The organism is Albidovulum sp., from assembly GCF_008933605.1.
In the GTDB taxonomy this organism is placed as follows: domain Bacteria; phylum Pseudomonadota; class Alphaproteobacteria; order Rhodobacterales; family Rhodobacteraceae; genus Albidovulum.
The window spans coordinates 1-21,676 of record NZ_WBUS01000049.1; the positions used below are offsets into that span (position 1 = coordinate 1).

Sequence of the window (21,676 nt, forward strand, 5' to 3'; positions counted from 1 at the left end):
ACGCAGCCGCCCAGCCTCCAGAGCTCGCCGTTGCGCCCGTCTTGCCCGCCCTGCGCCCGCCGGCACGGCCCGAGACGCTCGCCGGGGCGCCGCAACCGGACGAGACCACCGAGCCGGTTCCCGCGGAGACGGTGGTGGCCGAAGCGACACTCCTGCCCGCGCCGGAACCCGCAGCACCGGCGACCGAGTCCGCACCTGACCTGGCAACCGACGCCGAGCTTCCCGCCGAGGCGGTCGAGGTCCAGCTTGCGGCCGAGGAGACCGCTCCCGACACGCCCGCCCCGAAGACGCGGCCCGAGCAGATCGTGCTCGCCGTCTTCACGCCCGCGGAACCGGAAGCGGAAGAACTGGAAGTCGTTACCCGCGTCTCCACTTCGGGCGGACGGCAATGGGCGATCAACGTCGGCCACTACGGCTCGCGCTACGACGCCGAACGGCAGCTCCTGCAGGTCGCGCTGGTGGAAATGGCAACGCTTGACGAGGCACTGCGCAAGGTCGTGTCGCGCCGCGGCGGCTTCGACGCGAACTTCGTGGGCCTGACCGAGGAGATGGCGCAGCTCGCCTGCCGCAGGCTTCAGGCACGACAGGCCGAATGCAGCGTCGTCGGGCCCTGACCCGGGCAGCGCTCCGCCCCGGGGCCGTCTCAGGGCTTCGGTCGGTCGTCCCAGTCCTTGCCGAGGATGCGGTTTGCGTCACCCTCGGGGTCGTCATACTGCCGGTGCTTCAGCGACCAGAGAAAGGCCGCGAGCCCGACCGCGCCTAGGAAGAGCGAGACCGGGATCAGGTAGACGAGGATTTCCACCGCGGGGCCCTCACTTCAACCGGAGCGCGTTCAGGGACACGGTGATCGACGAGGTCGACATCGCCAGCGCCGCGACAAGCGGCGTGGCGAGCCCGACGAGCGCGACCGGCACCGCCACGACGTTGTAGGCGAGCGACAGCGCAAAGTTCTGCTTGATCCGTCGCCGCGACACGACCGCCATCCGCACCGCGTCGGCGAGCGGCGCGAGATCCTGACCGAGCAGCACGATGTCGGACGCCGTCCGCGCCGCGTCCAGCGCCGAGGCGGGTGAAATCGAGACATGCGCTCCGGCGAGCGCGGCGGTGTCATTCAGCCCGTCGCCCACCATCAGCACGCGGCGGCCCTCGGCCGTCAACTCGGCGATGCGCGCGGCCTTTTCCTCCGGCCGCATCGCCGAGCGCCATTCGGGGATGCCGAGCGTGCCGGCCAGCGTCGCTACCGGCACCTCGTTGTCGCCCGACAGGAGGATCACGCGCTTGCCGCCGGCGATCAGGCCCCGCACGGCCTCCGCTGCGCCGGGACGCGGCCGGTCGGCAAAGGCGAACTCCACCGCCGGTCTGCCGGCACGCGAGAACCAGGTTGCGGTCCGTTGGCCCGGTTCGGCGCCCAGCCACTCCGCGCGGCCAAGCCGCACCCTTTCGCCCGCCAGGCGGCCCTCGACCCCCGACCCCGGCACCTCGACGAGATCCCCGACCGCCGCCGGGCGGATGCCCTCTGCCTCCAGCGCCAGCGCAAGCGCCCGGCTCAGGGGGTGCGACGAGGCGCCCGCCAGTGCCGCGACGATCTCAAGCTGCTCCCGCGGGTAGTCCACCAGACCCAGCGCCTCGGGCTCGCCCAGCGTCAGCGTCCCGGTCTTGTCGAACACCACGGTATCGACCTCGGCCAGACGTTCGAGCGCGGTGCCGTCCTTGATCAGGAAGCCCTTGCGGAAGAGCTTGCCCGAGGCGGCCGTCACCACCGCCGGCACGGCGAGCGCGAGCGCGCAGGGGCAGGTGATGATGAGAACCGCCGCCGCGACATTGACCGACAGCCGGACGTCCTTCGTCAGGTAGAGCCAGACCGAGAACGAGGCGAGCGCCATCAGGTGGACCACCGGCGAATAGGCCCTTGCCATGCGGTCGGCGAGCGAGGTGTAGCGTGTGCGCGCGTTCTCGGCCACAGCCACCAGATCGGCCATGCGGTGCAGCGAGGACTCCTTGCCGGCAGCCGTCACGCGGACGGTGAGCGGCCCCGTCAGGTTGACCTCTCCGGCGCTGACCGCGACGCCCTCACGCGCCACCACGGGTAGCGTCTCTCCGGTCAGGAGCGAGCGGTCGATCTCCGACGCGCCGTCGGTCACCACGCCGTCGACGGGCATCCGTGCGCCCGGACGGACGCGCACGAGATCGCCAGCGCGAAGCTCGGCGATGGGAACGACCCGCTCCTCGCCGGCCTCCAGCCTCGTCGCCCGCGGCACTTCGAGCGCGGCGAGTTCCTCCGCCGCCGACCGCGCTGCGGCGCGGCTCCGGTAGTCGAGGTAGCGCCCGGCCAGCAGGAAGAAGCAGAGCGACACGGCCGCGTCGAAATAGGCGTGTTCGCCCCCGTTGAAGGTCTCGAAGAGCGAGATCGCCGATGCCAGGATGAGCGCGAGCGAGATCGGCACGTCCATCCCGAGCCGCCGCGCCTTCAGCGACACCCAGGCCGACCTGAAGAAGGGCTGGCCCGAAAATGCCAGCGTCGGAAGGGCGATCGCCGCCGAGATCCAGTGGAACATGTCGCGCGTCGCCGCCTCGGCGCCCGACCAGACGGCGACGGAGAGGAGCATGATGTTCATCATCGAGAAGCCGGCCACGCCGAGCCGCATCAGAAGGTCGCGGCTGCGCTTGTCGGTCTCCGTCACGGAGAGGAGACCGGGGTCGAGTTCATGCGCCGGGTAGCCGATGGCGTCGAGCCGCCGGATCAGCCGCTCGGCCGTCACCTGCGGCTCTGCCGCGACCGAGACGCGCTTCAGCGTCAGGTTCACCCGCGCCGAGGTGACGCCCGGCATGGAGGAAAGCGCCCGTTCCACGTCCGAGATGCAGACGGCGCAATGGGCTGTCGGCAGCGACAGGACGATTCCTGCATGGACCCCTGCCGCGCGGGCGGCGATATCCTCTGCCGCGGGCGCGGCAACGCAGGCGGGGCAGGCGGAAATCGAGGGGGCTGCGGCCGACATGGATCAGCCCGTGACGAAGAGGTCGAGCCGCTGGTGAAACCGTGTTCCGTCAGGGGCAAAGGCTTCCATCAGGATCATCCATTTGCCCGGCGCCAGCGTCTCGGCCGCCACGTAGTCGGCGCCGGTCCAGTCGAAGGCGGGGCGGCGGTCATCCGATGCCTCCGTCGTCCGCCCGACGATGGCCGACAGCCTCTCCACCTGCACCGGCCGGCCATCGCGGTCGCGGAAGCTGAGCGTCAGGGTGCCGTCGGAGTATTCGTGCGACAAGGTCCAGCCCAGAGCTTCCTGCGCCTTCCTCTCGGCGTCGAAGACCTGGCTTGCGACATAGGAGTTCTTCACCTCCAGCCCCGGGAAGGTGCTGATCGCCTTGACGGCCATCAGCACATTCACCCCGATGATGACTCCGAAGGCCGCGACCGCGATGATCAGGACCTTCCGACCCGTGAGCGGCGCCGCCATCTCAGTCGTCCTTTCCGTTGAAGACCGTGCCGTGCACAACCCGCTCGCCGTTGGTCATGTCCTCGACCACGATCGCGATCTCGGTCCGGGGCACGCCGGCGGCGGGGCTGCCGGCCGGGGCGGTGACATAGACCCGCTGCATCTTCGTCTCGTCCGCCGGCACGTCCACCACCTTCTGGTCGGTCCCTTCGAGCGTCAGCTCGAGCGGGGCGTCGGACTGCAAGGATATCGTGAAGGGGAGCGTTTCGCCATGCTTGTTCCTCAGCCGAACCTCGTAGGTATTGCGGATCGCGCCGTCGGCGAGCGTGACGAACAGCGGATTGCGCACCGGCGTGACGTCGACCCCGATGGGCGACCGCAGGAACAACGCGACAAGCATCGCGAGCCCGATGGACGACCAGAGGACGGAGTAGAGGATCGTCCGCGGACGGAAGATGTGCTTCCAGACGTTCTTCGGATGCCCGCCTGCCCGCTCGGCCACTTCGTCCTTCAGCGCCATGTAGGCGATGAGCCCGCGCGGCTTGCCGATCCGGTCCATTACCTCGTCGCAGGCGTCGATGCAGAGCGCGCAGGTGATGCATTCGAGCTGCTGGCCGTTCCGGATGTCGATGCCCATCGGGCAGACGTTGACGCAGGCCATGCAGTCGATGCAGTCGCCCTTGGCGGGGTCCGGCTCCCCCTTGTGCAGTTTTCCGCGCGGCTCGCCGCGCCACTCGCGGTAGGCGACGACAAGCGTGTCCTCGTCGATCATCGCGGCCTGGATGCGGGGCCAGGGACAGGCGTAGATGCATATCTGCTCCCGCGCGAAACCGCCGAAGAAGAAGGTCGTCGCGGTCAAGATTGCCATCGTCAGGTAGGCGATGGGATGGGCCGTGCCGTGGACCAGATCCTGAAGCAGTGTCGGCGCGTCGGTGAAGTAGAATATCCAGGCGCCCCCTGTGGCCAGCCCGATCAGGAGCCAGAGCACCCACTTCGTCATCCGAAGACGGAACTTGCGAAAATCCCACGCCTGGTTCCAGAGCCGCACCCGCGCGTTGCGGTCGCCCTCCACCCAGCGCTCGACGAGGATGTAGAGATCGGTCCAGACGGTCTGCGGGCAGGCATAGCCGCACCACACCCGACCCAGCGCCGAGGTGAAGAGGAAGAGCCCCAGCCCCGCCATGATGAGAAGTCCCGCGATGAAGTAAAACTCATCGGGCCAGATCTCGATCATGAAAAAGTAGAAGCGGCGGTTGGCGAGATCGACCAGCACCGCCTGGTCGGGCAGGCTCTGCCCCCGGTCCCAGCGCAACCAGGGCGTGATGTAGTAGATGCCGAGGGTGATGGCCATGATCACCCATTTGAGGTTGCGGAACTGACCCTTCACGCGACGCGGAAAAACGGGTTCCCGGGCGGCGTAAAGCGCCGGAGGATTCTCGCTGGAGCTCATGATACGGTCCCGGATCTCACTGTTCGCGCGGCCTGACTACGCTGACATGGCCTGTCGGAACCTTGATACAGGTCAAAATCGCGCCCGGACATGCGGCGAAACCGCCGTCCGGCCTTCACGCTCTGGTGAATTCGCACTTGGCGGGAGGGGTGATCACGACGTCAAATCGGCGCGCGGCCCGCAGCGAGGGAGGGGACCATGGCTGAACGACGCAGCGCGATCGACTGCACCGAATTCACGGCGGCAGAGATCGGCGCCATCGCGCATCTCTACCGGGCGGAGGTCTACCGCTCGACGATCTGGCGGACGCGGCTCGACACCACGACCAACTGGGCGGTGGTGACGCTGGGTGTCGCGCTCTCGATCACCTTTGCCTCGCCCGGAGCCTCGCCATTACCGCTCCTCCTGGTCGGCGTCCTCATACTCGTGTTCCTGACCCTCGAGTCGCGGCGCTACCGCTACTTCAACGTCTGGCGGGCGCGCTCGCGGTGGCTGGAAAGGAACTTCTACGCCCCGATGCTGACATCCGGCGACCTGCGGACCGAGACCGCCTGGCACCAGGTACTGGCCGACGACTACCTGCATCCCACCTACCACATCTCCTTTCTGACCGCGCTCGGCCGACGGATCCGGCGCAACTACCTCTGGATTCTCGGGATCCAGGGCATGGCCTACGTTGGCAAGCTGATGATCCATCCCCTGCCGGTGACGAGCTGGGCCGGCTTCGTCGAACGTGCCGACGTGGGCCCGCTGCCGGGTGAGGCAGTGCTGGGCTTCGGCGTTCTCTACATCGCGTCGGGCGTGGTGCTGGCGAACCTGGTCGCCAGAAGCGATGCGCGCCGCGCCGAAGAACGCGGTGGCAAAGGCGTCGCCATGGGGTAGAAGGAGAAGGGCACCGGTGACCCCAGGAAACGCGCGAACAGGACGGGGCGCCGGTGCTCTCTATCCGGGGGGGCGGCTGCCCCCCCGAATTCCGTTCTTCGACGCCACCGCGCGGATGTCGGCCTCGCTCAGGCGTCCTGTCCAGGACGGCATCACGCCGAAGCGGGCATTCGTGACGGTCTCGGTCAGGGCCGCCTGATCGCCGCCGAAGAGCCAGATCGCGTCGGTCAGGTTCGGCGCGCCCTGCGCCCGATCGCCGGTGCCGTCTTCCATGTGGCAGGCCGCGCAGTTGTCGGTGAAGACAACCGCGCCCTCGCCGGCGAGGGCGGCGTCATGCTCCTGGCCCGAGATCTGCAGGACGTACTGCACCACCTGGTCGATCTGCTCCGGCTCCAGGAGACCGTCGGCGCCGAACTTCGGCATTTCCGAATAGCGCGCGTCGGCGTCCGTGGTGTTGCGGATACCGTGGGTAATGGTGGTGTGGATGTCCTCCATCGTGCCGCCCCAGAGCCAGTCGTTGTCGAGAAGGTTGGGGTAGCCCATCGCGCCAGTCGCGCCGGAACCGTGGCACTGCGCGCACCAGGTGCGGAAAACGGCGCCGCCGGCGTTCTGGGTATAGTTGGCGAGTTCCTGAGCCAAAGATGGAAAGACGGTACCCGCACCGGCAGTGCCTTGTTCCAGATGATAAGGGACCGCGGATATCAGGGCAGTCTGGTACATCTGCACCGCCAGCCGGCCGAGAGGGCGGTGGCGAGGAAGGGGGTCAGCATCGCGCTGGCATGCCGGGCTTTAAGCGTCAGCGAGACCTGCTTCCACTACAGCCCGAAGCGCGACGCGAAGAACGAACTGATCGCCGACCTGCTGGTCGGCCTGACCAATGTCCACAACACCTGGGGTTTTGGCCTGTGTTTCCTGCATATGCGCAACGTGAAGGGGAATGTCTGGAACGACAAGCGGGTCCACAGGATCTACTGCGAGCTGGAGCTGAACCTGCGGATCAAGCCGCGGCGGCGGCTGAAGCGCGACAAGCCGGAGGAGCTGGCCGTTCCGGAGGCGCCGAACCTGGTCTGGTCGATGGATTTCATGGCCGACCGCTGCGCGATTTGATGGCTTCGCGCGCGGCCACAACCGTTAACAACGCATCACTCCCAACATGCTACGGCCCCGAATACGTCAGTTCGACGCTCATGAACTGCGCCGAGAAGCAGGGCATCACCCTGACCTACCTCCAGCCCTGCAAGCCGCAGCAGAATGCCTATGTCGAGCGCCACAACCGGACCGTCCGGCACGAATGGCCGGACCTCTACATCTTTGAAACCATCGAGGAGGTGCAGCAGATCGCCACCGAATGGCTATGGACCTACAACAACGAACGCCCCAACATGGGCATCGGCGGGCTCACCCCCGCCATGAAGCTGAAAATGGCCGCGCAGAGTCTACGCCCGAGCCCCGCCAAAACGGGAAGGAGTACCGTGACGATGCCGATCGACGGGTTCTTCATCGGTCATGCCATCCGCGAGATGGTGTGGGACACCTGCGCAGGCCAGCAGCTGGAAAGTATCCCGGAGGATGAGGATGCATGTATTGGTGGCGCGCCCAAACATGAGCGGGGCGAGAAGACCGGAGAGGCAAGCGTATGACGAAGGCGCCCGTGCTTCCCGCTGCCGATGCGGCCGCGCGCGCCGGGCGAACGGGATCGGGGCGGGCGCATCCGCGGCGCGCGACGGACACCGACGCCACGCGCATCCCGGGTGGTGCCAACATGCGGACCAACCCACCCCGCATCGCCGGCCGGTGTCAGACGACGGCGCTGGTCACGCCCCGGTTCACGCCGAGGCGCATGCCGAGCGTGAAAGCTCGGCCGCGATGATCATGCGCTGGATGTCGCTGGTGCCTTCGTAGATCCGGCAGATGCGCGCGTCGCGATAGATCCGTTCGGCCGCGAAGTCCTTGAGGTAGCCGTAGCCGCCATGCACCTGGATCGCCTCCGAGGCGACCCATTCGGCCATCTCGGACGCGTAGAGCTTGGCCATCGCCGCCTCGGTCTTGCACGTCTGCCCGGCATCGCGCAGCCGTGCCGCATGATGCAGGTAGCAGCGCGCGGTCTCGACCTTCATGCGCATGTCGGCCAGCCGGAAGCCCACCGCCTGATGCTCGATCAGCGCCTTGCCGAAGGTGCGGCGTTCCAGCGCGTAAGCATGGGCGAGATCGAAGGCCGCGCGCGCCAGGCCCACCGACTGCGCCGCGATGCCGAGCCGGCCTAGTTCGAGCGTGCCCATCGCCAGCGCGTAGCCGCCGCCGACGGCGCCGAGGACATGGTCTTCCGGCACGAAGACATCGTCGAGGCCCACCTGGCAGGTCTCCGACGCGGAGAGGCCAAGCTTGTCCTCGACCCTGAGGACGGCATAGCCCGGCGACGAAGGCGGCACCAGGAAGGCGGTGATGCGACGGCGCGGGTCGTCGCTGTCGACGGCGGCGAAGACGATGGCGATGTCGGCGGACTTGCCGTTCGACATGAACTGCTTGGTGCCGCTGATCCGGTAGCCGCCGTCGCAGCGCCGGGCTTTCGTCGCGATGGCGAAGGCGTTCGATCCGGCTTCCGGCTCGGTCAGGCCGAAGGCGCCGTTGATCTTCCCCTCGGCGAGCGGCCGGAGGTAACGGCGCTTCTGCATTTCCGAGCCGTGGCGGAGGAGCGGGCTCGACACCAGCCCGTTGTGCAGCGCCATCATCGCGCCGATGCTGCCATCCGCCGCGGCGACCTCCTCCACCGCCATGACATAGCTGACATGGTCGGCACCGACGCCGCCCAGGGCTTCCGGCACCAGCATGCCGAGGAAGCCGAGCGCGCCCAATTCGGCCATCTCGTCGCGCGGAAAGTCCTTGCCGCGGTCGCGATCCGCCGCGGTGGGCGCGAGGCGTTCCTGCGCGAAGGCGCGGGCACTGTCGCGGATCATGCGCTGGTCGTCGGTCAGCAAGCTGTCGTGCATGTCAGGCCCTCTCAGGGTTGCGGGTTGCGTCGTGCAGAACACCGTCGTCGATCAACCGGGCGATCTCTTGCTCCGAAAGGCCGAGCCGGTCTGCGAGAATGGCAGGCCCATCGGCACCGAGGCCGGGCGCAGCCGCCACCGGCTGCGCTGGCATCGCGGAGAAGCGGACAGGCTGCGACATCACGCGCTCTGCCCGGCCGCTGGCGGCCGGGACCATCGGCAGCAGGTTTCGCGCGGCAACCTGCGGCCCGGCGACGGCCTCCGGCAGGGTCAGGATCGGCGAGGTCGGAACGTCGTGGGCGCGCAGCCGCTCCAACACCTCGGCGGCCGGCAGAGGGCGGCTCCACGCCTCGATCTGCTCCTTCAGCGCCGCGTGGTTGTCGTGGCGCGGCCCGTTCGACGCGAAGCGCGGGTCCTCGGCAAGCTCGGGTCGGCCCATCGCCGCGGCCAGTTTGGCGAACTGGCGTGGATTCAGCACCGCGATCGTGTAATGGCCATCGCCGGCGCGGAAGACCCCGAAGGGCGCGCCGAGCGGGTGGCGGTTGCCCACCCGCATCGGCCGCTGATCGCCGTGCAGATGCTGGGCAAGGCCGGCGGGCATCAGGTTGAACAGACAGTCGTACATCGCCACGTCGACGAGCTGCCCCTTGCCGGTCCCCGCGCGCGCGATCAGCGCCGCGAGCGCCGCCCAGGAGGCGAAGAGGCCGGATGCGAGGTCGGCGACCGATTCCCCCGTCATCGTCGGCGGCCCGTCGGGCTCGCCCGTCAGGTCCATGAAGCCCGTCATGGCCTGGATCACGAGGTCGTAGGCCGGCAGGTCCCCCATCGGACTTTGCCTGCCGAAGCCCGAGATGGAGACCTGGATGAGCCCCGGATTGGCTTCGGAAAGCGCAGCGTAGCCGAGCCCCATGCTGTCCATCACGCCGGGCCGGAAGTTCTCCACCAGGATGTCGCTGGACCGCGCCAACCGGCCGACAATCTCGCGCCCGCGATCCGACCGCAGGTCGAGCGCCACGCTCTTCTTGCCGCGGTTGAGCAGCCGGAAGAGCCCGCCGGTGCCGTCGGCCACGGGCGGAACGTGGCGATAGTCGTCGCCGCCGGGTGTCTCGATCTTGATCACCTCTGCGCCAAGATCGGCAAGAAGCGCGGTGCAGAACGGCCCGGCAAGCACGCGGGTCAGGTCCAGCACGCGGGTGCCTGTCAGACAAGGATTGGTCATGGTCCGCTCCCGAGAGATTTGCCGGAGACAGGATCGCAGGGCGAGGCTATAGAAGAAAGAACTGTATTCGAGCAGCCGGAATAGGAAATTCCGATAATGACGACCCTGCGCCAGTTGAGATACTTCGCCGCGGTCGCCCAGACTGGCAGTGCCACCCGCGCGGCGGCGCTACTGAACGTGTCGCAGCCGTCGATCTCTGCGGCCATACGCGAACTGGAGGCGGATTTCGGCCAGACCCTGTTCTTTCGGCGGCAGGCGCAGGGCCTGGAACTGACGCCATTCGGCACCGAGAAGGTGCGCGAGGCGCGCGAAATCCTTGCCCGGGTCGAGGCGATGTCACACCGCGACGGCAAGGGGCCGCGCAACCGGCTGGTCCTGGGGTACTTCGCCACCCTGGGTCCCACGTGGGTCCCCGGCATCGCGGCGCATCTGGGCGCAAGGCTTCCCGATACCGAGCTTGATCTGCGCGAATCCGATCTGGAAGGGATCGCGCGGTTCCTTGCCGCCGGGGTGATCGACTGCGCGCTGAGCTACGATGTCGGCCTTCCCCCGGGGACGGACCGCGCCGTGCTGACGGAGCTTTCGCCGCAGGCGATTCTGCCGGCGGGCCATCCGCTTGCCGCGCGCGAGGCGGTCAGTCTCGCCGAGCTGGCGGCGTGCGATTTCATCCTCATCGACCTTCCGCTCAGCCGCGAGTTCCTGATGGTGCCGTTCTGGCAAAGGGGCCTGTCGCCACGGGTGCGGCTCAAGACCCGGTCGATCGAGATGGCGCGGCGGATGGTCGCCGCCGGGCTGGGCGTCTCGCTTCTGGTCACACCCGCCGACGGCGAGGACGCCGCCCACAATCGGTTGATCGTGCACAGGCCCTTGCGGGACGAAATGCCAAGCCAGAGGCTGGTTTTCGCCCACGTGTCGGCGCCGCCCCCCAATCCGGCGCTGACGGCGGCGGCAGTGGCAATCAGGGATTATTTCGCGATCGGCGCGACCGGCCGTTGAACGATGGAAATGCGGATCGCTTCGCCCCCCGCCGGCAGGACGAGGTCCCCCGCCGCGTCGAGGACGGTGTCGCCGGGTCCGAGGTCGGCACCGTTCAGGGTCGCGCCGACCGCGACGACGTGGACGACGAGGGTTTCTCCCGGGCCCGGCCTCATCCCCTGCCGCGCTTCGCCCCGCATTGGTTGCACCGAACCAGCCAAGGTATCCGAGCGGAACATGAGGTTCAGGTCGCTTACCGGGCCGGCGGACAGACGCGCGGTGACCGGGGTGGTGCCAGCAAAGCGACAGGAATCCATCCGGTCGAGCCGGGGGGACCGGTTCGGCATTTCCAGAACGAGCCCGCTGCCGGCGATGACGGTCAGGATTCGTTCAAGGCCGGCAAAGTCGGAGAATGGGCCGTCGCGTTCGATCTCGGCCAGGCTCAGGCGCCAGAGAAGGCCGCGATCGTCGGAAAGGCGCGCGATCTCGCGCGTAATGCCGCCGCCGTTCTTCCAGGGGGCAGGGGTCAGGTCGGCAGCGCGGATGATTCGCATGGCGCTCGGGGCCTCAGTCGAAAAGCGTGGCCGCGGCCGTGCGGTAGGCGGCGCGGATCGCTTCTTCGTCCGGGTGGCGGCCGTCGCGGATGACCCAGCGTCCGGCGACCATGACGTCGCGCACCGGGTTCTGCGTTCCGCCGAGGATCCAGGCATCCAGCACCGTGTCGGGACCGTGGCCGAGCAGGACATGGGACACCGGGTCGAGCATCACCAGATCGGCCCGACGCCCGGCGACCAGCGCGCCGCCGCCCCGGCCCGACGCCTGTTCGCCCCCCGCCAGCGCGGTGTCGAACAGCACCCGTCCGCTGTGGACCGGCGCGCCGCCATCGGGCCGGGCGATCACGTTCCGGCGGCGAAGCTCCAGCCGCTTGCCGCATTCGAGGATGCGCAGTTCCTCGGCGATGGAGGTCGAATAGTGGCTGTCGGTGCCGATGCCCCAGGCACCGCCCGCACCGTGGTATTCCGGCAGGGCGAAGAAGCCGTCGCCCATCGTCGCCTCGGTCAGCGGGCAGATGCCGGCGACCGCGCCGCTGGCCGCCGCGCCGGCGATCTCGGCGGCGTCGAGATGCGTGGCGTGGACCAGGCACCAGCGGTCGTCGAGCCCGAGGTTGTCGAGGAGCCATTGCACGGGGCGCGCGCCGAGGCCCGCCTTCACCTCCGCGACCTCGTGTGTGGTCTCCGAAACATGGATGTGGAGCCGCGCGGCCGGGTCCATCGCATCCATCCCCGCCAGCGCGGCCCGCGCCTCGTCCGGGGTGACCGCGCGCAGCGAGTGCAGCGCAAGGCCGACGCGGAGGTTGGGATGCGCCGCCCTGCGCCCGCGCAGGGTGTCGATCAGCGTCAGGTAATCCTCCACCGAATGCACAAAACGCTTCTGCGTTTCCTCCACCGGCTTGCCGATACCGCCATGCGCATAAAGCACCGGCAGGAGCGTCAGGCCCAGGCCGGTGCGGTCGGCCGCCGCGATCAGCCGGTCGGACATCTCGGCCGCGTTGGCATGCGCGTGCCCGCCGGACAGGTGGTGCACATAGTGGAACTCGCAGACCGCGGTCATGCCGAACTGGAGCATCTCCAGATAGACCAGCGCCGCGATGGCCTCGTAGGCCTCGGGCGTCAGCCGGTCGACGAGGCGGTACATCTCCTTCCGCCAGGTCCAGAGGTTGTCCTCGCTCCGCGTGGCAGTGACGAACTCGGTCCGGCCGGCCAGCGCCCGCTGGAAGGCGTGGGAATGCAGGTTCGACAGCCCCGGCACGCCAAAGCCCCGGAGCCGCTCCACCGGCCGCCCGGCGGGCTTCGCGGCCGAGACCGACCCGATGACACCTTCGTCCCCCACCTCGACATAGCCGGGCGAGAGCCAGCCGCCGGGTTGGTGCAGGTGCTCGACTTCATAGATCGTGGTCATGGGTCACTCCTTCAGGCGGCCAGCGCGCCCGACCGCGCAAGGCTGTCAAGGCCGGTCAGGATCGGCCCCAGAACCGCGCGCAGGCGGTCGGCACGGGTCCTGTCGAAGGCCCAGGGCGCGGCCTCGGCCGCAAGATAGGCGCGCTGTGCCAGCTCCATCTGGATCGCGTGGACACCCTCGCCGGGGCGGCCGTAATGGCGTGTGGTCCAGCCACCCTTGAAACGCCCGTTGAGCACGGTCGGATAGTCCGAGCCCTGGCAGGCCGCGAGCACCAGCTCGGACAGGGCAGGGGAGCAGGTCGTGCCGCCATCGGTGCCGATGCTGAACACCGGCAGCGTGCCGGAGAAGAGAAACGGGATCTCCGAGCGGATCGAGTGGCAGTCATAGACCACCGCCACACCGTGGCGCGCCTGGACCCGCCGCACCTCGGCCGCGAGCGCGGCGTGATAGGGCGCGTGGAAGGCGGCGCGGCGCGCGGCGATCTCTTCCGCGTCGGGTTCCTCGCCGTCCATCCAGATCGGTCGGCCGTCGAAATCTGTCACCGGGCAGAGCGCGGTGGTGTTCTGGCCGGGGTAGAGCGAGCTTCCCGTGGGGTCGCGGTTCGCGTCGATCAGATAGCGGTGGAAGGTCGCCCGCACGACCGTCGCGCCGGGCAGGAGGCCGTCGTAGAGCCGGCCGATGTGCCAATCCGTGTCGGCCAGCGCGCGGCCGGTCGGATTCAGCCGGTCGGCCACATCGGCCGGCAGCCAGGTGCCGCCATGCGGTTGCCCGAGGATGACCGGGCTGTCGCCCGCGACGATCTCGACAGGTTGCATCACGCCCCCTCGGTGTTGCGGTAGACGACCTTCCCCGCCTTCATCACCAGCCGCGCCCGGCCCCGGCCAAGGCGATAGGCCATGTCCTCGTAGCGCCCATAGGGGAAGATCGCGATGTCGGCATCCTTGCCCGGTTCGAGCGAGCCGAGCCGGTCGCCCCGGTCCAGCGCCATCGCGGCGTGGAGCGTGCCCGCGAGGATCGCCTCGGCCGGGCTGAACTTGTAAAGCCGGCAGGCGAGTTGCACGACGAAGGGCATCGATTCCAGCCAGCAGCCGGGGCACATGTCGGTGGCAAGCGCCACGGTGACGCCAGCATCCATCAGCGCGCGGGCGTCGAAGGGGCGGGAATGTCCGACCGCGAAATCGAGCGCCGGCATCACCACGCAAGTGACGCCCGCATCGCGCAGGCCGGCATATTCCGACGGATCGGTGAAGTTCATGTGATCGGCCGAAACCGCCCTCAACTGCGCCGCAAGGGCCGAGCCGCCGATATGCGAATAGGCGTCGGTATGGATCTTCACCTTCAGCCCGTACTCCAGCCCGCGTGCCAGGATGGCGCGGGACTCCGCTACCGTATAGTAACCGTCGTCGCAGTAGACATCGTTGAACTCGGCGAGGCCCCGCCGCGCCACCTCGGGGATCATCTCGTCCATGATCTCGCGGATGTACTCGTCGCGCGGCTTGTCGTCGGGAAACTCGTGCGCGCCGAGGAAGGTCGAGACGATCTCGATCGGCTGGCGGCGCGCCAGTTCGCGGTTGACCTCGAGCATCTTGATCTCGGTCGCGGTGTTCAGCCCGTAGCCACTCTTGCTTTCGACGGTCGTCGTGCCGAAGGCCAGCATGTGTTCCAACCGCTCGGCGGCGCTGGCGACCAGGTCCTCCATCGACGCCTCGCGCATCATCCGGGCGGTCGCGGTGATGCCCACGGGTATACCCATCGCCTTGATTTCGGCAGAGGTGCGGCCCTGCACCTTCTGGGCGTATTCCTCGACCCGCGATTGGTGGAACACCAGATGCGTGTGGCAATCGACGAAGCCGGGCATGACCAGCCCGCCCCCGGCATCGATCCGTTCCGCCCCCGAAAGGTCGTGCCCCGCGGCAATCTCGCCGGGGCTGCCGATGGCGGCGATCACGTTTCCGCTGACCGCCACCACCGTGTTCGTGCGGGCACCGACCAGATCGGGCGCGTCTGGCGCGCAGGTCAGGACCTGGCCTGCGTTCTCGATGAGTGCCGTGATCCGTGCCATGCCGGTGCCTCCTGTTGCTTACTTCGACTTCTTGCGCGGCGCCGCGGCGTCGTCGGGCCCGAAGGTCGCCTCGCGCGTCCACCACAGCGGCACCTGCACCCCGTCCTTGGCGAAGCGTTCCGCCGCCGCCTTGCGGGCGATGTCGTAGCCGGCCTGGGCATGGCGCACCACGCCGATGCCTGAGTCGGTGGTCAGGCAGGCCGCCAGACGCACATCCGCCTCGGCCGAGCCGTCGGCGATCATGGTGACGCCGGTGTGCACGGCCTCGCCCATCGAGTAGTTCTCCTGGATCGCCACGAGATCGGCCCCGGCGGCGGTGTTCAGGAGCGCGTTCAGGTAGGGCCAGTCCGAGATCAGGTCGGAGCCGTCGAGCATGCGTTCGGATTCGAAGGTCGGGTTGACGATCGAGCCGGAGTCGAGGTTGTCGCGCGAGAAGGCGACCGGGCCTTTCAGTTCGCCGTTCCGCACCATCTCGTTCACACGCATGCCGAAGGCCTTGCGCTGGCCGAAGCCCAGATAGCAGATGCGCGCCGGCAGGCCCTCGATCGGGATGTGCTTGCGGGCAAGCTGGATCCAGCCGCGCACGAGGTCGTCATCGGCGAACATCTCCTCGACGAGGTCATCGAGCTTGCGCAGGTCTTCCGGGTCGCGCGACACGCAGGTCCAGCGGAAGGGCCCGCGGCCTTCGCAGAAGAGCGGGCGGATGTAGGCGGCGACGAAGCCCGGGATCTGCATCGCCTTGTTCACCGGCATGCCGGCGTCGCGCGCTTCCTTGCGCAGCGAATTGCCGTACTCGAAGACCTGCACGCCCCTGTCGTGGAACTCGTTCATCAGGGTCAGGTGGTCGATCATCGCCTTGCCGGCGAGCTTGAAGTAGCGGTCGCGGTCCGCCTTGCGAAGATCGCGCGCCTCGTCGACGGTCAGGCCCTCGGGAACGTAGGACAGCGGGTCGTGCGCCGGCGTCATGTCGGTGATGATGTCGGGCATGAAGCCCGTCTCCTTCGCCTTGCGCAGCACCTCGACCGCGTTGCCGAAGAGCGCGATGCCCAGGGGCTTGCCCGCCGCCGCCGCGGCCTTGGCCTTGGCCACTGCCTCGTCGAAGTCGTAGCAGATCTCGTCGCAGTAGCCGACCTCGAGCCGGTGCTTCATCACCTTCTCGTCCACGTCGGCGCAGATGCAGACGCCGCCGAGCATCGCCATCGCCCGGGTCTGGTTGCCGCCCATGCCGCCCATCCCGGCCGTGAGCAGGATGCGGCCCTTGAGGCTGCCGCCGAAATGCTGGTCCTTGATCGCGACAAGGGTCTGGAAGGTGCCCTGGATCACGCCCTGCGTGCCGATGTATTCCCACGGCGCGGCGGTGTACTGGGCATAGATCGTCAGGTTCTTGTCCTGAAGGTCGTAGAAGATCGGCCAGGTCGCCTTCATGATGTTGGTCGTGGCCATGACGACGCGCGGCGCCAGCGTGCTGGTCCTGAAGATCGCCACCGGCATCCCCGACTGGACCACCAGCGTCTCGTCGTTCTCGATCTCCTGAAGCGACTTGACGATGGCGTGGTAGCTTTCCCAGTTGCGGGCGCATTTGCCGATGCCGCCGTAGATCACCAGTTCTTCGGGATGCTCGGCGTTCTCCATGTTGTTCTCGAGCATCCGCAGTATCGTCTCCTGCTTCCAGCCCTTGCAGCGCAGGTTGTTTCCGCCCATGGCGCGGACGGAAAATAGAATCTCGGGTTTTCCCATCGTGTCCTCCTCGGCAAATTGTTGTTCGTCGCCGACACCATGCGGCGGCAGTAGTTGCATATACAAGTTTATACAACCGGCAACAGCGATTCTGTCAAGCGCCAAGACCGCGATTCCCGGGTTTTGTTTCTGGCGCTCGCTTGCAACTTGTCATAGCTTGTTGCCATCAGGAAAGCGGGACAGCGAACAACGATGCCCATGAGCCGGCGCAGGAGAAGTGGTGCTCGAGAGGGCCGACCCGACACCGACGGGGAGCCGGCGCTGTCGCTAGGCCAGATGGTCCGCAACCACGTCCTGTCGAAGATCGAAGCCGGTGAATGGGCGGAGGGCGCGCGCATCCCCTCCGAGACGCAGCTGGTCGATCTCCTCGGCGTGTCGAGGATGACGGTGCATATCGCCCTGCGCGACCTCTCGGCAGAAGGCGTCCTGGTGCGGCGGCAGGGCGCGGGAACCTTCGTCGCGCCGCGGCGAAGTCAGTCCACCTTTCTCGAACTGCGCAACATCCATGACGAGATCGAAGCGCGCGGAAACCGCCATTCCACGGAGGTTCTGAAGCTCGAGACCGTGTTTTGCGACCTCGCGCTTGCTACCGAACTGAATGTTCCGCCCGGCTCGGCGGTGTTTCATTCGGTGCTCCTGCACCGCGAGAACGATCGTCCGCTGCAGATCGAGGACCGCTTTGTCAACCCGCGGTTTTCGCCGGACTACTTGGAACAGGACTATACCCGGATCACGCCGAACGTGCATCTGATGGCGGCGGGCCCGCTTGAGGAGGTCGAGCATGTGATCCAGGCGGTCCCGGCCGACGACACGACGCGCGCGCTGCTCGACATGGCGACGGGCGATCCCGTCCTGCTGCTGCGCAGGCGGACCTGGTCGCGCGGCATGATCGCATCGAGTGCGCGGCTCTTGCATCCGGGCACCCGCTTCAGCCTTGCCGGACGGATGCGCGTCGCCCGTTGAACCCTGCGTCTACATTCTACTTGACAGGTTCCCGATTCGCGTCGAATTCTTAAGTTGCATATACAATCACATGCAACTGGGAGACTCGAATGCACAGACGGAAGTTTCTTGGCGCAACTGCGGCCGCCGCGACGGGGGCGGGCCTTGCCGCGCCGGCCCTGGCACAGGACCGGATCACCTGGGACATGGTCACATCGTGGCCGACCGGGGCACCGGGACTCGACGACAGCGCCCGCCGCATTGCCCAGCGGATCACGGACCTGTCGGGCGGCCGCCTGGTGATCAACGTGCACGGCGCCGGCGAGATCGTGCCGGCCTTCGGCGTCTTCGATGCCGTCTCGCAAGGCGTGGCGCAGATGTATCACTCTGTCCCCGCCTACTGGATTTCCAAGAACAAGGCGATCGGGATGTTCGGCTCCTTCCCCTTCGGCCTCACCATGTTCGAGCATCTGGGCTGGATGTACTGGGGTGGCGGCCAGGAACTCTACGACAAGATCTACGACGGCTTCGGCCTCAAGGGCTACCTCGCGGGCGGCACCGGCCCGCAGTGGTTCGGCTGGTTCCGCAACGAGATCAACACGCTCGACGACCTGCGCGGGCTGCGCATCCGCACCACCGGCTTCGCCGGCGAGATGCTGAACAAGGTGGGGGTCGCGGTGGTTACGCTGCCGGGCGGCGAGGTGTTCCAGGCGCTTCAGTCGGGGACGATCGACGCGGCAGAGTTCGTGGGTCCGTGGAACGACTTCGCCTTCGGGTTCCACCAGGTGGCGAAGAACTACTATGCTCCCGGCGTGGGCGAGCCGTCCTCGACCGAGGAGGTCGTCATGAACGCCTCCGCCTACAACGCGCTGCCCGACGATCTGAAGCTCATCGTCAAGACCGTGGCGATGTCGGCCGCCGTCGAGACCACGATGGACTACGAGATCAACAACGCAAAGACCGTGCGCCTGCTCACGTCCGAGCACGGCGTCACCGTCCGCACGGTGCCGCAGGCCATCGTCGACGGCCTCGCTGCGGCGACGGGCGAGCTTGTCCAGGAGCTGCATGCCGATTCCGATCCGGTGGTGCGCGAGGTCATCGGCAGCTACGCCAAGTATCGTAACCTGATGGCGGAGTACGCGCCCTACGCCTTCGCCGGAGAAATGAACGCCCGCACGCAGCCCTTCGCGGAAGGCTGAGCGGGGACGCGATGCATAACCTGGTCGCCATCAGCCGCGTTCTGGACTGGCCCTCCCGGGTACTCGGGCGCTGGCTGCCGTGGCTGGTGGCGACCGTGGTTCTGCTCAAGTTCTCGACGGTGGCGCTGCGCTACCTGTTCTCCTCCACCAGCATCAAGCTGCAGGATTCGGTGACGTATGCCCATGCCTCGCTCTTCATGCTGCTGGTGGGCTATGCCTACCTGCGCGACGACCATGTGCGGGTAGACATGTTCTACGCCAACATGAGCGCCCGCGGCCGGGCGCTCATCGACCTGCTCTGCGTCATGCTCTGCGTCCTGCCGTTCTGCGCGATCCTGGGCTGGTTCTCCTGGCCCTACGTCTCGGCGGCCTGGGCGATCCGCGAGGGCGCGCTCTTCTTCGGCGGAATGCCCTACACCTACCTGTTCAAGACCGTCATCCTCGCCTTCACCGCGCTCCTGGCGGTACAGGCGGTCGCCGTCGCGCTGCGCTGCATCGCGGTCCTGGGCGGCGAGAGGGTGGACGTCTTCGAGACGACCGGAGAGGCCGACTGACATGGAGACGCTCCCCCTCGACCTCCTGATGTTTGCCGGACTCTGCGTCCTTGTGCTGAGCGGCGCCCCCATCGCCTTCGTTCTCGCCGGGACAGCGGTGATCTTCGCCCTGATCGGCTGGGCCGCGGGCGCGCTGAACTTCAACCTGATCGGCGCGCTGCCGACACGGGTGTTCAACACGATGAACGCGGAGTCGCTGATCGCGATCCCGCTCTTCGTCTTCATGGGCCTGATCCTCGAACGGGCGCGCATCGCCGAGGAACTTCTGCGGACCATGGGCGCGCTGTTCGGCAGCCTGCGCGGCGGACTCGGGGTCTCGGTCACGCTTGTCGGCGCGCTGCTCGCGGCCTCGACCGGAATCGTCGGTGCGACGACAATAACGATGGGGCTGATGGCGCTGCCGGTGATGCTCCGCTACGGCTACGGGCCGGCCATCTCGAGCGGGATCATCTGCGCGGCGGGTACGCTGGGCCAGATCATCCCGCCCTCGACGGTGCTCATCATCATGGGCGAGGTGCTGGCCTCGGCCTATCAGCAGGCGCAGCACCAGGCGGGCAACTTCGCCGCCCGGACGATCAGCGTTGGCGAGCTCTTCGCCGGGTCGCTGATCCCCGGCCTCCTGCTGGTGGGGCTCTATATCGTCTTTCAACTCCTCGCGGCCTTCCTGCGGCCGGGCATGGCGCCCGCGCTGCCGCGCGAGGCTCTGGTGACAACCGATGGCGCCCGTGCTGGCGAGGTTTCAGTGCGGGACGTCCTGCGGGTGCTGTTCCCGCCGCTGGCACTGATCGTAGCGGTGCTGGGCTCGATCCTGGGCGGCATCGCCACCGCCACCGAGGGCGCCGCCGTGGGCGCAGTGGGCGCGACGCTGCTGGCCGGGATGCGGACGGGCCGCAACCGCTGGGCGCTGTGGGTGGCGGTCTTCGGCACCCTGGCGCTGATGGCGATGGCCGGGGGCTTCGACCTGCGGCTCGGGCGCCCCGACGCCCCGGCCGGCGAGCGGGCGGTGCTTGGCTTCGCGCTGGCGCTCGCCGGGCTGGTGCTTCTGGCCGTCGCCGTGATCTGGCGCGATCTGGGGCGCGACCGGATTCTCGGCCCAGCGATGAAGGCGACGGCGCGCACCACCACAATGATCTTCACCATCGTCATCGGCGCGCTGCTCTTTTCGCTGGTGTTCCGTGCATTGGGCGGAGACCTGCGCATCCAGGCGCTGCTGGAGTCCGCGCCGGGCGGCGTCCATGGCGCCATGATCCTCGTCATGGTGATGATGTTCTTCCTCGGCATGTTCCTCGACTACGTCGAGATCACGATCATCGCGATCCCGGTGGTCGGGCCGCCGATCCTCGCGGCCGGGGTCGACCCGATCTGGTTCGGCGTGCTGATCGCACTGGTGATGCAGACCTCGTTCCTGACTCCCCCAGTCGGCTACACGCTCGCCTATCTGCGCTCGGTCGCGCCGGCCTCGGTGTCGACGCAGGCGATCTGGGCCGGTGCGGTGCCGTTCATCCTGCTGCAACTCCTTGCCGTGGTGATCGTATACTTCCTGCCGGGCATCGCCACCTGGCTTCCCGCGCACCTGTTCTGAGCCCGGTCATGGATGCCCGTTCTCCCCTTCCCAAGCCGAGCCCCCGGCTCGACGACCTGCCAGGCTACGGCCGCGGTCGCGCCAGGCAGACCGTGCCCTTCCGCCACCGTCTCGGCTCGAACGAGGCGCCGGACGGGCCGCACCCCTCCGTCCGGGCGGCGGTCGCCGCGGCCTTCGCGGGGGCCAACCGCTATCCCGATCTGAGGGGCGAGACGCTTGCCGAAGCGCTGGCACGCAGGCACGGCCTCCCGCCCGAGGCGGTGGCGGTCGGGGCGGGGTCCATCGTCCTCCTCGACCAGCTGATCCGGGCCTGGTGCGACCCCAGCGACGAGGTGGTGACACCCTGGCGATCCTACGAGGCCTATCCGATCCTGACCGGGCTGGCGGGAGCCCGGATGGTCGAGGTGCCGCTCGACGCCGCGGCGCGGCTCGATCCGGCGCGGCTTCTGGCGTCGGTGGGGCCGCGCGCCCGGGTGGTGCTGATCTGCAACCCGAACAACCCGACCGGGACCGCGCTGTCCGAGGGCGCTGTTGACGGGCTGCTGGCGGCGCTGCCGCAGGACGTGCTGGTCATCCTTGACGAAGCCTATGCCGACTATGCGGGCGATGCCGCCGACGTGGCCTCGGCTCCGGCACGGCGACTGGCGCGGCACGCCAATCTCGCGGTTCTGCGCACGTTCTCCAAGGCCTGGGG

18 protein-coding genes and 3 pseudogenes are annotated in these 21,676 nt (G+C 68.0%); 9 read left to right on the forward strand and 12 right to left on the reverse strand.

The genetic code is table 11. From position 1 onward, the window contains the following. Window positions 1-614: pseudogene (locus F9K34_RS08670) on the forward strand (D-alanyl-D-alanine carboxypeptidase); the annotation flags it as partial. A gap of 29 nt (window positions 615-643) precedes the next feature. Here the strand turns inward: F9K34_RS08670 and ccoS are convergent. The 4 genes from ccoS to ccoG are packed head-to-tail and all read right to left on the reverse strand — an operon-like array spanning window position 644 to window position 4,884. Beyond that, entirely contained in the window at window positions 644-802 is a 159-nt protein-coding gene (gene ccoS / locus F9K34_RS08675; RefSeq protein ID WP_291336557.1) for a cbb3-type cytochrome oxidase assembly protein CcoS, read from the reverse strand. A 10-nt stretch (window positions 803-812) separates the two neighbouring features. After that, window positions 813-2,996 carry a heavy metal translocating P-type ATPase gene (locus tag F9K34_RS08680; RefSeq protein ID WP_291336559.1) on the reverse strand — a complete coding sequence of 728 codons (2,184 nt, stop codon included), beginning with the start codon at window positions 2,994-2,996 and terminating at the stop codon, window positions 813-815. Between the two features lie 3 nt (window positions 2,997-2,999). Then, window positions 3,000-3,455 (reverse strand): FixH family protein, encoded by a 456-nt coding sequence (locus F9K34_RS08685; RefSeq protein WP_291336561.1) that lies wholly within the window; start codon window positions 3,453-3,455, stop codon window positions 3,000-3,002. Window position 3,456: 1 nt separating this feature from the next. After that, the gene (gene ccoG, locus F9K34_RS08690) at window positions 3,457-4,884 is read right to left on the reverse strand and encodes a cytochrome c oxidase accessory protein CcoG (protein ID WP_291336563.1); all 1,428 of its coding nucleotides are present in this window, start codon (window positions 4,882-4,884) and stop codon (window positions 3,457-3,459) included. 198 nt (window positions 4,885-5,082) lie between these two features. On the opposite strand from ccoG, the gene F9K34_RS08695 reads away from it, so the two are divergent. Then, window positions 5,083-5,766 (forward strand): DUF2270 domain-containing protein, encoded by a 684-nt coding sequence (locus tag F9K34_RS08695; protein WP_291336565.1) that lies wholly within the window; start codon window positions 5,083-5,085, stop codon window positions 5,764-5,766. A 60-nt stretch (window positions 5,767-5,826) separates the two neighbouring features. On the opposite strand, the pseudogene ccoP reads toward F9K34_RS08695, so the two are convergent. Beyond that, window positions 5,827-6,396 (reverse strand): annotated as a pseudogene (gene ccoP, locus F9K34_RS08700) (cytochrome-c oxidase, cbb3-type subunit III); the annotation flags it as partial. A gap of 105 nt (window positions 6,397-6,501) precedes the next feature. Between ccoP and F9K34_RS08705 the strand changes: the two are divergent. Continuing rightward, window positions 6,502-7,196, forward strand: a pseudogene (locus tag F9K34_RS08705) (integrase core domain-containing protein); the annotation flags it as partial. Window positions 7,197-7,592: 396 nt separating this feature from the next. On the opposite strand, the gene F9K34_RS08710 reads toward F9K34_RS08705, so the two are convergent. Together F9K34_RS08710 and F9K34_RS08715 are read right to left on the reverse strand one after the other, a co-directional pair. Then, entirely contained in the window at window positions 7,593-8,753 is a 1,161-nt protein-coding gene (locus F9K34_RS08710) for an acyl-CoA dehydrogenase family protein (RefSeq protein WP_291336566.1), read from the reverse strand. 1 nt (window position 8,754) lies between these two features. After that, window positions 8,755-9,972: a CaiB/BaiF CoA transferase family protein gene (locus F9K34_RS08715; protein ID WP_291336567.1), complete on the reverse strand. Its 1,218-nt coding sequence runs from the start codon at window positions 9,970-9,972 to the stop codon at window positions 8,755-8,757. Between the two features lie 96 nt (window positions 9,973-10,068). Here F9K34_RS08715 and F9K34_RS08720 point away from each other — a divergent pair, with 96 nt between their 5' ends. After that, the gene (locus F9K34_RS08720; RefSeq protein ID WP_291336568.1) at window positions 10,069-10,968 is read left to right on the forward strand and encodes a LysR family transcriptional regulator; all 900 of its coding nucleotides are present in this window, start codon (window positions 10,069-10,071) and stop codon (window positions 10,966-10,968) included. On the opposite strand, the gene F9K34_RS08725 is transcribed toward F9K34_RS08720, so the two are convergent. The 5 genes from F9K34_RS08725 to F9K34_RS08745 are packed head-to-tail and all read right to left on the reverse strand — an operon-like array spanning window position 10,938 to window position 16,705. Continuing rightward, complete coding sequence (locus F9K34_RS08725) at window positions 10,938-11,501, reverse strand: HutD/Ves family protein (RefSeq protein WP_291336569.1); 564 nt, start codon at window positions 11,499-11,501, stop codon at window positions 10,938-10,940. The genes F9K34_RS08720 and F9K34_RS08725 overlap by 31 nt on opposite strands. 13 nt (window positions 11,502-11,514) lie before the next feature. Further along, window positions 11,515-12,906: a formimidoylglutamate deiminase gene (locus F9K34_RS08730; protein WP_291336570.1), complete on the reverse strand. Its 1,392-nt coding sequence runs from the start codon at window positions 12,904-12,906 to the stop codon at window positions 11,515-11,517. Window positions 12,907-12,917: 11 nt separating this feature from the next. Next, the gene (gene hutG, locus F9K34_RS08735; protein WP_291336571.1) at window positions 12,918-13,721 is read right to left on the reverse strand and encodes an N-formylglutamate deformylase; all 804 of its coding nucleotides are present in this window, start codon (window positions 13,719-13,721) and stop codon (window positions 12,918-12,920) included. Continuing rightward, window positions 13,721-14,968: an imidazolonepropionase gene (hutI, locus tag F9K34_RS08740; RefSeq protein WP_291336572.1), complete on the reverse strand. Its 1,248-nt coding sequence runs from the start codon at window positions 14,966-14,968 to the stop codon at window positions 13,721-13,723. The genes hutG and hutI overlap by 1 nt, the downstream gene beginning before the upstream one ends. An 18-nt stretch (window positions 14,969-14,986) precedes the next feature. Next, window positions 14,987-16,705: a urocanate hydratase gene (locus F9K34_RS08745; RefSeq protein ID WP_291336573.1), complete on the reverse strand. Its 1,719-nt coding sequence runs from the start codon at window positions 16,703-16,705 to the stop codon at window positions 14,987-14,989. Window positions 16,706-16,981: 276 nt separating this feature from the next. Between F9K34_RS08745 and hutC the strand changes: the two genes are divergently transcribed. The 5 genes from hutC to F9K34_RS08770 all read left to right on the forward strand — a co-directional run. Continuing rightward, window positions 16,982-17,668 (forward strand): histidine utilization repressor, encoded by a 687-nt coding sequence (gene hutC / locus F9K34_RS08750; RefSeq protein ID WP_291336574.1) that lies wholly within the window; start codon window positions 16,982-16,984, stop codon window positions 17,666-17,668. Window positions 17,669-17,757: 89 nt separating this feature from the next. Further along, window positions 17,758-18,846, forward strand: a complete 1,089-nt coding sequence (locus tag F9K34_RS08755; RefSeq protein WP_291336575.1) for a TRAP transporter substrate-binding protein — start codon at window positions 17,758-17,760, stop codon at window positions 18,844-18,846. Window positions 18,847-18,857: 11 nt separating this feature from the next. Further along, on the forward strand, window positions 18,858-19,400 hold the full coding sequence (locus F9K34_RS08760) for a TRAP transporter small permease subunit (RefSeq protein WP_291336576.1): 543 nt from the start codon (window positions 18,858-18,860) through the stop codon (window positions 19,398-19,400). Window position 19,401: 1 nt separating this feature from the next. Next, window positions 19,402-20,982, forward strand: a complete 1,581-nt coding sequence (locus F9K34_RS08765; protein WP_291336577.1) for a TRAP transporter large permease — start codon at window positions 19,402-19,404, stop codon at window positions 20,980-20,982. Between the two features lie 8 nt (window positions 20,983-20,990). Beyond that, window positions 20,991-21,676 (forward strand): aminotransferase class I/II-fold pyridoxal phosphate-dependent enzyme (locus F9K34_RS08770; protein ID WP_291336578.1); only part of this gene is annotated, 686 nt, incomplete at its 3' end.

Bases quoted from the DNA above. Each gene is read 5' to 3' on its own strand.
- F9K34_RS08680 (WP_291336559.1), bottom strand. From the start codon at position 2,996: ATGTCGGCCGCAGCCCCCTCGATTTCCGCCTGCCCCGCCTGCGTTGCC.
- F9K34_RS08685 (WP_291336561.1), bottom strand. From the start codon at position 3,455: ATGGCGGCGCCGCTCACGGGTCGGAAGGTCCTGATCATCGCGGTCGCG.
- ccoG (WP_291336563.1), bottom strand. From the start codon at position 4,884: ATGAGCTCCAGCGAGAATCCTCCGGCGCTTTACGCCGCCCGGGAACCC.
- F9K34_RS08695 (WP_291336565.1), top strand. From the start codon at position 5,083: ATGGCTGAACGACGCAGCGCGATCGACTGCACCGAATTCACGGCGGCA.
- F9K34_RS08710 (WP_291336566.1), bottom strand. From the start codon at position 8,753: ATGCACGACAGCTTGCTGACCGACGACCAGCGCATGATCCGCGACAGT.
- F9K34_RS08715 (WP_291336567.1), bottom strand. From the start codon at position 9,972: ATGACCAATCCTTGTCTGACAGGCACCCGCGTGCTGGACCTGACCCGC.
- F9K34_RS08720 (WP_291336568.1), top strand. From the start codon at position 10,069: ATGACGACCCTGCGCCAGTTGAGATACTTCGCCGCGGTCGCCCAGACT.
- F9K34_RS08725 (WP_291336569.1), bottom strand. From the start codon at position 11,501: ATGCGAATCATCCGCGCTGCCGACCTGACCCCTGCCCCCTGGAAGAAC.
- F9K34_RS08730 (WP_291336570.1), bottom strand. From the start codon at position 12,906: ATGACCACGATCTATGAAGTCGAGCACCTGCACCAACCCGGCGGCTGG.
- hutG (WP_291336571.1), bottom strand. From the start codon at position 13,721: ATGCAACCTGTCGAGATCGTCGCGGGCGACAGCCCGGTCATCCTCGGG.
- hutI (WP_291336572.1), bottom strand. From the start codon at position 14,968: ATGGCACGGATCACGGCACTCATCGAGAACGCAGGCCAGGTCCTGACC.
- F9K34_RS08745 (WP_291336573.1), bottom strand. From the start codon at position 16,705: ATGGGAAAACCCGAGATTCTATTTTCCGTCCGCGCCATGGGCGGAAAC.
- hutC (WP_291336574.1), top strand. From the start codon at position 16,982: ATGGTCCGCAACCACGTCCTGTCGAAGATCGAAGCCGGTGAATGGGCG.
- F9K34_RS08755 (WP_291336575.1), top strand. From the start codon at position 17,758: ATGCACAGACGGAAGTTTCTTGGCGCAACTGCGGCCGCCGCGACGGGG.
- F9K34_RS08760 (WP_291336576.1), top strand. From the start codon at position 18,858: ATGCATAACCTGGTCGCCATCAGCCGCGTTCTGGACTGGCCCTCCCGG.
- F9K34_RS08765 (WP_291336577.1), top strand. From the start codon at position 19,402: ATGGAGACGCTCCCCCTCGACCTCCTGATGTTTGCCGGACTCTGCGTC.